This window comes from Gluconobacter sp. GP1 (assembly GCF_032913585.1).
In the GTDB taxonomy this organism is placed as follows: Bacteria; Pseudomonadota; Alphaproteobacteria; order Acetobacterales; family Acetobacteraceae; genus Gluconobacter; species Gluconobacter cerinus.
Genome location: NZ_JASGXC010000004.1, coordinates 91,048 through 103,624, shown reverse-complemented (window position 1 = coordinate 103,624; position 12,577 = coordinate 91,048). Strand labels below are relative to the sequence as shown.

The following is a 12,577-nucleotide window of genomic DNA, read 5'->3' as shown; positions in this document are numbered from 1 at the left end:
AGGCCTTTTTTATAATCTGCTTTCCAGAGCGGAAGGGCGCTTTAGCCCACGTTTCGCAGGGCAACGCTTTCCTGGCGCAGGATATCAATCGGCACCATTTCTCCGTCCCGCTCAAAGAACCAGAACGTCCATCCATTGCAGGAAGGCGCATTGGTCAGCATTGCGCCCAACTTATGAATGGAACCACGCTGATTGCCCGATACCAGCGTGCCATCTGGCGTGACCGTTGCCTTCAGACGCTTCTGACGATCATACAGTGCCGTTCCCGCAGGCAAGACACCCGTCTCCACGAAACTCCCAAACGGAATCCGTGGAATATCGCGTTTGGCAGGCGTGACAGCAACATGTTCGGACGTCAGACGTTCCTCGCGGGCAACCCGCTCACGCGCAGCCTTCACATAATCGGGGTGACGCTCAATTCCGACGTAGTGACGCCCCAGTCGCTTGGCCACCGCAGGTGTCGTGCCACTGCCACAGAATGGGTCAAGCACGACATCTTCAACATTCGTGGACGCCACAAGCACACGATGCAGAAGGCTTTCCGGCTTCTGCGTCGGATGCAGCTTCAAACCGTGCTCGTTCTTGAGGCGCTCGTTCCCCGTGCACAACGGCAAGTACCAGTCTGATCGCATCTGAAGGTCGTCGTTCAGCGCTTTCATGGCCTGATAATTGAAGCGATAACGGCTCTGCGGGCTCTTGGCAGCCCAGATCATCGTTTCATGAGCATTCGTAAACCGGCGCCCACGAAAATTCGGCATCGGGTTGGATTTGCGCCAGATGATGTCGTTCAGGATCCAGAACCCAAGATCCTGAAGAATAGCACCAAGACGAAACACGTTATGATAGGAGCCGATCACCCAGATCGTGCCGTCCTTGTCCAGAATACGATGTGCTTCTGACAGCCACTCACGCGTGAATTTGTCGTAAGCCGAGTAATCGTCGAACTTGTCCCAGGCATCATCAACGCCATCAACGACAGTTTCGTCCGGGCGCCGAAGTTCGCCACGAAGCTGAAGATTATATGGCGGATCGGCAAAGATGCAGTCCACGCTGCCATCCGGCAGGGTCTTCATCGTCTCCACGCATTCACCACGCAGGATCTGGTCCACTGGGAGTTCGCCGGTCATGCTGCGTGTGCCTCTGCTTCAATCATGTTTCGAATAGGCGCAAATCCGCGCCTGTGATGGGGCGTCACACCCTGTGTTTTCAGGCCGCTCATGTGAACAGCGGTGCCATATCCGGCATTGCGCTCCCATCCATAGGCATCATGCCGAACGGCAAGACGGGCCATCAGGCGGTCTCGTGTAATTTTTGCGATAATGGAGGCTGCCGCGATGGAGAGGCTGATGCCATCTCCACCAATCACCATCTGAATGGGACAGGGCAGCTTGGGCGCGTGCTTGCCATCAACCAGCGCAAGATCCGGCATGCGATCCAACCGGTCCAACGCTCGTCTCATGGCCAGGTGGCAGGCCTGCGCAATGTTGATCTGTTCAATTTCCGTGACGGATGCTGCGCCCACCCCAATTAGGATGTTCGGCGCCTGCATCAGCAGGTCATAGGCGACCATACGACGCTTCGCTGTCAGTTTCTTGGAATCATCAAGAAGACGCGAAAGCGTTTCATCAGGGGGAGAGGTGAACGCAACGGCTGCTGCGACTACAGGTCCAGCCAGAGGACCACGCCCGACTTCGTCGATCCCGACGACCAGCCCGCCATGGGCCGCTTCAAGGGCGTAATCTGGCATTCCTGAACTTCTCCCCGACCAATCCGGTCAATCAACTGACTACCGAATCGGTTTTGAATCATGGCGACTCGAAAGGGAAGCCCAAAAATGGCTTATTTTTCAGAATAAGTTGTCAAGTGTGCCTCGAAAGACTCTTTCTCGTGCCTTTCAGAGGTTTTCCTGCTCGCCGTCGCCTTCCGCAGGGTCCTGAGGAGCACTGGTCACGTGGTGACCGTGCTTCACCTGTTGCTGTATTTCCGGCCAACGGCTGAGGGTGTCACCAATGTTGAACACGAGCAGTACAAGGCTCACGACAAGAAGAGATCGGCCTCGCCCGGTGATCTGACGGCGGCGCCAGAAATATCCGGGGAGGAAAAGCCACCACCAGAACCCCGGCGGTGTCGCGCCTGTTTCTCGGATCGAGTTCCGATCCATGAAAAACGCCGTAAAGAACAGACCTAGCACCAGAAGACTAACCACGGACATCGTGTTCATGCGGTCGGCTTCTGCCACATGCCGCCAGTCCACGATGTAGAGCGTCACACGTCCCATGATCCACGGGCCAACAAGCAGCGCCCAGGCCCAGTGCTCTGAAATTTCTGCGGAAGGACGCACAAGTCCGGTCAATGGCGATACCAGCCCGGCGGACGACGCCGGACGCCAGGAATCCCCAAAGGTTGACGTCCAGACCAGCGTCTCCGGACGAATCCGCTGCTGCATGATCAGACGCAGAATTTCTTCACGGGATACGGGCCCTGTCTGCTGCCCGTTATTCTCGTAAAACCATTCCATAGAAAAAGCCTCCCGGATTACTCCGGGAGGCTTCTAGCACACGAAGTAATGCGTGTGTGAAATCAGCTGCTCTTGCGACCGAACAGCAGGCCGCCAACAATCATGCCAACGACGGTGGCAATGACGATGGAGATAAGCGGACGGTCCTGAACGAAAGCCGTAGCGGCTTCAAGCTTCGTTTCGCCTTCGTCATAAAGATCAGCGAATTCCTGCTGAGCCATACCCGAAAGCTGGTCAAACTTGCCTTCAGCCTGCGTGGCCGTGTCACCCGTCAGACCGCCAACGCCGTCCTTGACCTTGCCCTTGACTTCATCAAGAAGGCCCTCGGCCTTTGTACCTGTCGTATCAGCCATGTCTGTATCTCCTTATCCGGATATGATCCGTTCCTGCCTTAAACGGCTCACGGACCATCGGGTTTCCATAAGGATATGGTGCGAGCGTGAAATGAAGCAAGAGAGAGATTGCCTTGAAAAGCAATCTCTTAGCCTTCCATGTTTCAAATTCGTTGCTGAACCTGAACAGGATTTAAGGTCCCGTCATGGCAGCATTGCATTCGCTGCACTATAAGAGAACAACTGACGGAAGGATGCCGTTTCTCAGGCGCATCCATGCCAAAAAGCTGTACGGGAAAGACAGGACCACTATGGACGAGCAGACGGCCGGACCCAGCGACCGCCACCAGAGCATCAACGCCCAGTCCCCCACACCAGCCCGACGCCCCCGCCGTCGCTGGCTGCTATGGGGCACAATTGTTCTGGTGATTCTGCTGATCCTTTTTGCAGTCCTGCGGACGCATGGATCTCATTCCGGAAAATCGCGCAAAAATGGCGCAGCGGGCGATACGCAGCCTGTTGCTGTTGCCACGGTGCATACAGGCGACATGCCTGTAATCCTGCAACTGATCGGCACCGTCGTTCCCGTGACGAACGTGACGATTACACCGCGCGTGGATGGCCATATTCTTGATGTTTATTATCAGGAAGGCCAGCACGTTAAAAAGGGCGATGAACTGGAACTGATTGATCCACGTCCGTACGAAGCAATCCTTGCCCAGTACAAAGGAACACTTGCAGCTGACCGCGCCCAGCTGGAAAAGGCCCGTGTGGATAATGCCCGTTACCAGAAGCTGATCCGTCAGAATTCAACATCAGCGATGACAGCTCGGGATCAGGAATTCACGGTTCAGCAACTTGAAGGCACTGTGAAGTTCGACGAAGCCAACGTCCATAATGCCGAACTGAACGTGATGTACTGTCACATCATTGCCCCGGTTGATGGCCGCGTCGGTATCCGTGTGCTCGATAAGGGCAACTATGTCTCTGCCGGCCAGTCCGGCGGCCTGACAATCCTGACACAGATGGAGCCAATCTCCGTTATCTTTACTGTGCCGCAGAATCAGATTGGCCCGGTTGCTGACCGTCTGCGTGAAGTGCAGGAACTTCCGGTCGAAGCCTGGAACAGCGATAACACCCAGAAAATCGCCACCGGCACCGTGAAGGCGCTGGATAGCCAAATCGACACGTCCACCGGCACGGTTCGTATGCGTGGCATTTTCGCCAATGAAGACGAACGGCTGTTCCCGAATGAATTCGTGAATGCCCGCCTGCTCGTGAACACACTGCACAACGTTCTTATCGTGCCGGGTAATGCGCTTCAGACAGGCCCGGACGGGCAGTTCCTTTATGTTGTACAGCCGGACATGACGGTGAAGGACCTTCCGGTGAAGGTTGGCGAGACTGACGACAGCAACGCCGTCATTCTGTCCGGTGTGAAAGCCGGTGATCGTGTCGTGACTGATGGCGTGAGCCATTTGCGCCCGGGTCAGAAAATCTCGATCCCTGACACTTCCGCTCCAACGACACAGAATGCTGCAGCTGAAGCCAAAACGGCCGAGACCCATCATCGCCATAGCAATGGTCAGCAAAGCACTGATGCCGCCAAGCGTGGCAATGATCCGTCCGCAGCCGATGTCACCGGCAATCACTGACCGCTCACAGGGAACAGCAAGACCGTGAATCCGTCCCGCCTGTTCATCGAGCGTCCGGTTGCCACCAGCCTCCTGATGTTCGCCATCCTGCTGAGCGGACTGCTCGGCTACCACTTCCTGGCAGTCTCAGCACTGCCACAGGTTGAATATCCAACCATTACGGTATCGACCTATTACCCGGGCGCCGGACCGGACGTGATGAGCACATCCATCACCGCTCCGCTTGAAACGCAGCTTGGCCAGATGCCGGGCCTTGACCAGATGACGTCTCAGTCTTCTGGCGGTGCGTCGGTCATCACTCTGCGCTTTGGCCTCGATATGTCCATGGACGTGGCCGAGCAGGAAGTTCAGGCCGCCATCAACAACGCGACATCGTTGCTGCCAACGGATCTGCCAGCACCTCCGATTTATGCGAAGGTCAATCCGGCGGATACTCCGGTCCTGACACTGGGTATCACGTCGAAAACCCTGCCGCTTCCGGAAGTGGAAGATTACGTCAACACGCGTCTTGAGCAGAAGATCAGCCAGATCTCCGGCGTGGGCCTTGTCACGCTGTCTGGCGGCAATCGCAAAGCGTACCGTATTCAGGTCAACATCCCGAAGCTGACATCATACGGCATCGCGATCGATACCCTGCGGACCATCATCACAACGGTGAACGTCAACTCCCCAACGGGCACATTTGACGGCCCCAAGCGCTCTACGTCCCTGCGCATTGATGGGCAGATCAAGTCCGTCGATCAGTTGATGGATCAAATCATTGCCTATCAGAACAGCGGCCCGATCCGCGTTCGCGATGTGGCTACGGTCGTCGAAGGCGCAGAGAACACTCAGTTGGCGGCATGGTCGAACAAAACCCCTGCCCTGATCCTGAATGTTCAGCGTCAGCCCGGCGCCAACGTGATTGGCGTGGTGGACAATGTTCTGCGCATCCTGCCCCAGCTTAAGCAGGATCTCCCTCCTGGCATCGAAATCACACCGCTGACAGACCGGACAACAACCATCCGCGCCTCTGTTGATGATGTTGAATACGAGCTGGGTCTGTCCATGCTGCTCGTGGTCGGCGTCATTTTCGTCTTCCTGCGCAATGTTCCTGCCACAATCATTCCCAGCCTGTCGGTCCCGCTTTCGCTGGTGGGCACCATGGCGGCAATGTATCTGCTCGGGTTCTCGCTCGATAACCTGTCGCTGATGTCCCTCACCATTGCCACAGGCTTTGTGGTGGATGACGCCATCGTGGTGATCGAGAACATTGCCCGCTACGTGGAAGCTGGCGAAGACCGTTACACTGCCGCCCTGAAGGGTGCCGGGGAAATCGGCTTTACCATCATCTCGCTAACGGTTTCGCTGATCGCAGTGCTCATTCCACTGCTGTTCATGAAGGATGTCGTGGGACGCCTGTTCCACGAATTCGCCATGACGCTCTCCATCACGATTGTCATCTCGGCCATTGTGTCCATTACGCTGGTTCCAATGATGTGCGCGCGGATGCTGACGGATACGCATGCTCCGTCCAAGAGCCGTGGAATCTGGGGTCGCCTCTCCGACGGCACCGAACGTGGCATCAATGGCATGATTGCCCTGTATGGCCGCTGGCTGGACGTGGTTCTGCGGTTCCGTGGCCTGACGCTTCTGGTCACGCTCGGAACAATTATCCTGACGGGCGCACTGGCCTACACAATCCCCAAAGGCTTCTTCCCAACGCAGGATACTGGCGTTGTGCAGGGCATTTCCGTCATGTCGCAGGCGATTTCCTTCAACGGCATGAAAGAACGTCAGGCCGCTTTGGGCGAAGAGATCCTCAAGGATCCGGATGTAGCCAGCATTTCCTCCTTTGTGGGAATTGACGGCCAGAACATGACGCTGAACGTGGGTCGTTTCCTGATCAATCTCAAGGCGCGGGACGAGCGCACTTCCGACCTGTCGACCATCCTTCAGCGTCTGGGCCAGGTCGGCCAGAATGTCATCGGAACGCAGCTGTTTGTTCAGCCGATTCAGGATCTGTCTCTGGATTCCTCGATTTCGGCCACACAATACCAGTTCATGCTTGAGAACCCGGATTACGACACCTTCAAGACGTGGGTTCCAAAAATTGTCGACGCGCTGAAACAGGAGCCTTCCCTGTCGGATGTCACGTCCGATCTGCAGGCTGAAGGTCTGGTTGCCCAGCTCTCGCTCGACCGTGCAACGGGTGCGCGTTATTCCATCACACCGCAGACGGTCGATAACCTTCTGTATGACAGTTATGGCCAGCGTCAGATCTCAACAATCTACACGCAGGCCAACCAGTACCGCGTCATTCTGGAAGCGCTTCCAGACCTTCAAAACGACCTGACATCCCTCAACCAGTTGTACCTGCCGGGGATTTCATCCGAAGCAGGCAGCAGCACCTCCGGCCCGACACGTCAGCCGACTTCCGGGTTGGTCCCGCTGAAGCAGGTTACGACAATCAGTCATAGCCTTGCCCCCCTCCTCATCAGTCATTACGGCCAGTTCCCAGCCACGACGATCTCTTTCAACGTCTCGAAAGGGTATTCGCTCGGTGCGGCAACGAGTGCCATTGAACGGGTTGAGAAGCAGCTTGGCCTTCCCCCGGCATTCGAAACTGCTTTCCAGGGCACAGCCGCAGCTTTCCGCTCGTCTCTGACGAACGAAGTCTGGCTTGTTATGGCTGCGGTCATCGCGGTCTATATCGTGCTGGGTATTCTCTATGAGAGCTTCATCCACCCCATCACCATCCTGTCCACGCTGCCATCCGCTGCTATCGGCGCGCTGATTGGCCTGTACCTGTTCGGTATGGACCTCGACATCATGGGGATCATTGGCATCGTGCTGCTGATCGGCATCGTGAAAAAGAATGCCATCATGATGATCGACTTCGCACTCGAGGCCGAGCGACTGGAGGGGCACACACCGCTCGAAGCCATTCGCCAGGCAGCTCTCCTGCGTTTTCGTCCAATCCTTATGACGACGCTGGCCGCCCTGTTTGGTGCCCTGCCTCTCATGCTGAGCCATGGCGTCGGCTCCGAACTGCGCCGCCCCCTCGGCGTGGCGATTGTGTGTGGCCTGATGCTGTCACAGATGCTGACCCTGTTTACCACTCCGGTCATCTATCTGTTCATGGACGGCATCGGTCGTAAGACAAGGACGCTCATGCAGCGCTATCACGCAGGCCGAGCGCAAACTCCAAGCACGCACAGCAACCCGTGAAGCTGATCCGCCTTTTCGTCATGCGGCCAGTTGGAACGATCCTTCTGGCCGTCGCGCTCCTGATCGGCGGCATCCTGGGCTATTTCAGCCTGCCCGTCGCCGATCTGCCGAACGTGGACTTCCCGGTCATCATGGTGATGGCGAACCAGCCTGGCGGTTCTCCGTCCGAGATCGCCAGTACAGTCGCAGCACCGCTGGAGCGGCATCTGGGCGCAATTTCGGGCGTTACGGAGATGACGTCTGAATCAACGGTCAATCAGACGCGCATTACTCTTCAGTTTGACCTCTCCCGCGACATTAATGGTGCCGCACGAGACGTGGAGGCTGCACTTCAGGGCGCACGCCAGGATCTTCCCTCCACTCTGCGTACAAACCCGACTTACGACAAAGCCAACTCCAACGGTCCCCCGGTTGTTGCACTGACGCTGACGTCCAGCACACGGACGCCACAGGAGCTTTATGAGTTTGCCAGCAACGTTCTGATTCAGCAGCTCAGTCAGGTTGAGGGCGTGGGCGAAGTCGAAATCCGCGGCAGTTCCCTCCCAGCGGTTCGCGTAGAACTAAATCCTCTCCGCCTGTTCCGCTATGGCATTGGTTTCGAAGATGTTCGCGCGGCACTTGCATCGGCCAACGCTCATACGCCGAAGGGTTTCATTGACTCCCATGGCACGCGTCTCATGCTGTCCACCAACGATCAGGCCAGCAAAGCCGTTGATTATCGTGGGCTGGTCGTCGCCTATCGTGACAGCCAACCCGTCCGCCTGACAGACGTCGCGGAAGTCAATGACAGCGTTGAAGATCTACGCCAGACAGGCTTCCTCAACGGTCAACGCGCCATCATCTGTACGGTGTTCACACAGGGTGGCGCCAACGTCATCAAGACTGTTGATGGTATCCGCAAGCGCCTTCCCATTCTTCAGTCGGCAATGCCGGGCAACACCCATATCAACGTCCTGATTGACCGATCCAAGACAATCCGCGCGTCCCTGAATGATACGAAACAGACCCTCATCATAGCCGTGGTGCTGGTCGTCGTCGTTGTGCTGCTGTTCCTGCGCAGCCTGTCCGCCATTCTCATTCCAGCGATTGTCGTCCCCATTTCGATCATCGGAACGTTTGGGGTGATGTCACTGCTGGGTTATCAGCTCGACAATATGTCTCTGATGGCCCTGACAATCTCCACCGGTTTCGTTGTGGACGATGCCATTGTCGTTCTTGAGAACATCACCCGCTACATGGAAATGGGCCATGAGCGGATGGAAGCTGCCATCCTTGGGGCCAGCGAAGTTGCCTTCACGGTTCTATCCATCACCGTGTCCCTGATTGTGGTTTTCGCTCCCATCATGTTCATGGGGGGCATTGCGGGTCGGCTATTCCATGAATTCGCGATGGTAATGGTCATTACCCTGACCATCTCCATGGTCCTGTCCCTCTCCCTCACCCCGATGCTCAGCGCACTGATCCTCACCTCTGCGCCAGCCGCCTCACAGGGTTTCTGGGGCAGAATTGGCTCCCTGCTCGAACGCATGATCGACCGCGTCGCGAAAGGCTACGAGCAATCGCTAGGATGGAGCCTCCGGCATCCGTTCCTGATCGTCATGTCTCTGCCAGCCACACTGATTTTGGCTGGTGTTCTCTTTGTGAAAATGCCCAAAGGCTTCTTTCCCTCTGAAGACACCGGTCAGTTGATGGGGCGTCTGGTCGCCGACCAGTCCGTGTCTTTCCAGTCTCTGAAAGACATCACGGCTCACGCCATGAAGGTTGTCGCCGCAGACAGGGATGTCGCAGGCGTTATGGGCGGCGCCGGCGGGCGTTCGGCCAACTCTGCCAATCTTTTCGTTGCTCTGAAGTCTAAAGAGGACCGTAAGGACGATCTGGCTGCCACGGTGCAACGCATCAACCGGGCCTTTTCGAATGTTCCAGGTGCGCAGCTCCGTCTGATGGCCCCCGGCGCCGTCCGTATAGGTGCGCGCTCAGGTGACGCAGCCTATCAGTATTCGCTGGAAGGCCCGTCGGCCGAAGATCTCTATGAATGGACGCCGAAGATTGTCTCGGCGCTCTCAAAAATTCCTCTGCTGATGGATGTTTCATCCAACGTGGAAGAAGGCGGTCAGGCCATTGCCATTGCGATCAACCGGGATATGTCCTCTCGGTATTCCATCACGCCCCAGCTCATTGCCAACACACTCTACGATGCGTTCGGACAGCGCTCAGCTTCCGTCATTTACGGAAATCTGAACCAGTATCATGTGGTGATGGAGGTCGCTCCGCGATACTGGGAAAGCCCCGAAACGCTGAAACAGATGTGGGTGAGTGCCTCTGGCGGAACAGCCGCAGGTGGCACGTCTTCGAACAACCTGCGTGTTCGAGCCGACACCACAACCAGTACGCTCTCGCAAAGCGAGCAGTCCTACATTAACTCTGTGGCCAATGCTCTGGCTGGTGGAAAATCTGCTTCCAGTGGTGCCGCCGTCGCAACAAGCGTTTCCAACATGGTGCCGCTATCGGTGCTTGGATACCAGCGCGCAACAAACACGGCCCTGACCGTCAACCATGATGGCCTCTCGGTTGCAACGACCGTATCTTTCAACCTTGCCCCAGGAGCGTCCCTCGGGCCTGCCGTTCAGGCCGTTGAAGCCGCTATGGTCAAACTGCATGTTCCACCGACCATTCACGGTGGGTTTGCTGGCAACGCCGCTGCCTTCCAGAAGTCTGTCAGTGATGAGCCTCTGCTGATCCTTGCGGCTCTTGCTGCGGTCTACATCGTTCTGGGTATGCTTTATGAGAGCCTCATTCATCCCCTGACGATCCTGTCCACGCTCCCTTCCGCTGGCGTCGGCGCCCTTCTCGCCCTTCAGCTGTTTGGGCAGGAGTTCTCACTCATGGCGATGATTGGTGTCATTCTTCTGATTGGCATCGTCAAAAAGAACGCCATCATGCTGATCGATTTTGCACTCGTGGCGCAACGTGAGGGCGCGACAGCTTTTGAGGCTATCCAACAGGCGAGTGTTCTGCGGTTCCGCCCAATCCTCATGACGTCTCTGGCCGCAGCCTTTGGTGCCGTGCCTCTCGTCTTCGGGAATGGATATGGCTGCGAACTGCGCCGCCCGCTTGGCATCGCCATTCTGGGTGGCCTGATGGTCAGCCAGCTTCTTACGCTCTACAGCACGCCCGTCGTGTTTTTATACCTTGATCGTTTCGGAAAAATGCTCGGCCGCGCCCGACATCACTTTGCCATTCTGCTTCACATCTCGCCCCGGGAAACGGAAATCTGATGACCGTCCTTCGTATGCCTTCCCTGCGTACTCTTCTGCTGGGAGCCGCAGCCCTGCCTTTCCTGAGTGGGTGCATGGTCGGACCGAATTACCATCGTCCTTCGGCAGTCATTTCTCCGCATTTCAAGGAAGTGCCTCCCCCAGCCGGCTGGAACAAGGCACGCCCGGATCTGGTGCAGATGCCCAAAGGCGACTGGTGGACCATCTTTAATGATCCGCTTCTCAATGATCTGGAAGAACGGATCGCCACGTCCAATCAGAGCCTGAAGGAATACGAAGCGCAGTATCGCAAAGCCGCTGCGACAATCGATTCCATCAAGGCAAGCCTCTACCCCACACTGAGCGGGAATTTCAGCTTCAACAGAAATTCACAGGGAAGCAGTGCTTCAAGCACAAGTGGCGGCTTCACGTACACCTCGTCGCAGTCCTACACGAGCAACACCTGGGCAACTGGCCCATCTGCCAGCTGGACGGTTGACGTCTGGGGAAAGATACGTCGGCAGGTGCAGCAACAGGTCGCCGCGACGCAGGGCGACGCCGCACTGGTTGCCAGTATGCGCTTGTCCTACCAGCTGACACTGGCGCAGGACTATTTCAGCATGCGCTATCAGGACAGCCTGATCGATCTCTACACGCGCAACGTGGGTCTATACCGGGATAATCTCAAAATCCTTGAGAACCAGCTTGAGGCTGGTGTTGCAGATCCAACAAGCGTTCTTCAGGCTCGATATCTGCTGCAGTCCACCGAAGCCAGCCTTGCCAATGCTCATATCGCTCGCGCACAGTATGAGCATGCCATTGCAGTGCTGACCGGTCGAGCACCGGCAGATGTCACTATCGCTGCGGCACTGCTGCCCAAGGAGATTCCAGCAGCGCCGGTAGCCGTTCCGTCCATGATCCTCGAACGCCGGCCAGACGTCGCTCAGGCTGAGCGGAACATGGAAGCCTATAACGCAGAGATCGGATATGCGATTGGCGCCTTTTTCCCGGAAATCACGCTTTCTGCGTCTTATGGATACAGCGGCAACCCGCTCCAGCAGCTGATCCAGACGGCTACGCGCACCTGGGGCCTGGGGGCTGCTGCCACCGAAACGATCTTCCAGGGAGGCGCTCGAACAGCGGCTGTCCGTGAGGCTGAGGCAGATTATGATAATGCGGTCGCCACATATCGACAGACCGTTCTGGCCGCCATGCAGGACACGGAAGACCAGATGTCCAACCTGCACTATCTCGATCAGCAGCTAGGACTTCAGAACCAGGCTGTTGCGAGTGCCGAGGCCGCCGTACGAGTATCCATGAACGAGTATCTTGCGGGGACGCAGATTTATACAACCGTTATCACGGCACAGCAGACTGCCCTTCAATATGAAGAGAGTCAGTTGAGCATCCGTCAGCAGCAATTCAATGCGGAAGTTGCTCTACTGACAGATCTCGGTGGCGGCTGGAACTCCAAAGACCTGCCGACAAAAGCCTCTCTTCAGACAGACAATCCGTTGCTCCCGTCATTTATCCAAAAAGACAAGAACGGGCGCTAAAAAACAAAAAGGGCGGGATCTTCAAGATCCCGCCCTTTTTTATGGCCTCTTC

General features: G+C 56.6%; 8 protein-coding genes. 4 read left to right on the top strand and 4 right to left on the bottom strand.

The window, feature by feature from the left end; genetic code table 11:
- Positions 1–41: 41 nt before the first annotated feature.
- The 4 genes from R5H23_RS11885 to R5H23_RS11870 form a co-directional block, all read right to left on the bottom strand.
- Entirely contained in the window at positions 42–1,127 is a 1,086-nt protein-coding gene (locus tag R5H23_RS11885; RefSeq protein WP_046901202.1) for a DNA methyltransferase, read from the bottom strand.
- Entirely contained in the window at positions 1,124–1,747 is a 624-nt protein-coding gene (locus tag R5H23_RS11880) for a ribonuclease HII (RefSeq protein ID WP_211503292.1), read from the bottom strand. The genes R5H23_RS11885 and R5H23_RS11880 overlap by 4 nt, the downstream gene beginning before the upstream one ends.
- A 147-nt stretch (positions 1,748–1,894) precedes the next feature.
- Positions 1,895–2,518: a DUF4339 domain-containing protein gene (locus R5H23_RS11875; protein WP_317215540.1), complete on the bottom strand. Its 624-nt coding sequence runs from the start codon at positions 2,516–2,518 to the stop codon at positions 1,895–1,897.
- Positions 2,519–2,580: 62 nt separating this feature from the next.
- On the bottom strand, positions 2,581–2,871 hold the full coding sequence (locus R5H23_RS11870; protein ID WP_046901199.1) for a CsbD family protein: 291 nt from the start codon (positions 2,869–2,871) through the stop codon (positions 2,581–2,583).
- Positions 2,872–3,161: 290 nt separating this feature from the next.
- Here R5H23_RS11870 and R5H23_RS11865 point away from each other — a divergent pair, with 290 nt between their 5' ends.
- The 4 genes from R5H23_RS11865 to R5H23_RS11850 are packed head-to-tail and all read left to right on the top strand — an operon-like array spanning position 3,162 to position 12,525.
- A complete protein-coding gene (locus R5H23_RS11865) occupies positions 3,162–4,505 on the top strand; it encodes an efflux RND transporter periplasmic adaptor subunit (RefSeq protein WP_099213183.1) in 1,344 nt (447 codons plus the stop codon).
- Positions 4,506–4,529: 24 nt separating this feature from the next.
- Positions 4,530–7,715 (top strand): efflux RND transporter permease subunit, encoded by a 3,186-nt coding sequence (locus R5H23_RS11860; protein WP_211498493.1) that lies wholly within the window; start codon positions 4,530–4,532, stop codon positions 7,713–7,715.
- Positions 7,712–10,990, top strand: a complete 3,279-nt coding sequence (locus tag R5H23_RS11855; RefSeq protein WP_317215539.1) for an efflux RND transporter permease subunit — start codon at positions 7,712–7,714, stop codon at positions 10,988–10,990. The genes R5H23_RS11860 and R5H23_RS11855 overlap by 4 nt, the downstream gene beginning before the upstream one ends.
- Positions 10,990–12,525, top strand: coding sequence for an efflux transporter outer membrane subunit (locus R5H23_RS11850; RefSeq protein ID WP_086632955.1), 1,536 nt, complete (start codon positions 10,990–10,992; stop codon positions 12,523–12,525). Before R5H23_RS11855 ends, R5H23_RS11850 begins: the two co-directional genes overlap by 1 nt.
- Positions 12,526–12,577: the final 52 nt, after the last annotated feature.

Excerpts from the sequence above, each read along its gene's own strand:
- R5H23_RS11885 (WP_046901202.1), bottom strand. The coding sequence starts at position 1,127 with ATGACCGGCGAACTCCCAGTGGACCAGATCCTGCGTGGTGAATGCGTG.
- R5H23_RS11880 (WP_211503292.1), bottom strand. The coding sequence starts at position 1,747 with ATGCCAGATTACGCCCTTGAAGCGGCCCATGGCGGGCTGGTCGTCGGG.
- R5H23_RS11875 (WP_317215540.1), bottom strand. The coding sequence starts at position 2,518 with ATGGAATGGTTTTACGAGAATAACGGGCAGCAGACAGGGCCCGTATCC.
- R5H23_RS11870 (WP_046901199.1), bottom strand. The coding sequence starts at position 2,871 with ATGGCTGATACGACAGGTACAAAGGCCGAGGGCCTTCTTGATGAAGTC.
- R5H23_RS11865 (WP_099213183.1), top strand. The coding sequence starts at position 3,162 with ATGGACGAGCAGACGGCCGGACCCAGCGACCGCCACCAGAGCATCAAC.
- R5H23_RS11850 (WP_086632955.1), top strand. The coding sequence starts at position 10,990 with ATGACCGTCCTTCGTATGCCTTCCCTGCGTACTCTTCTGCTGGGAGCC.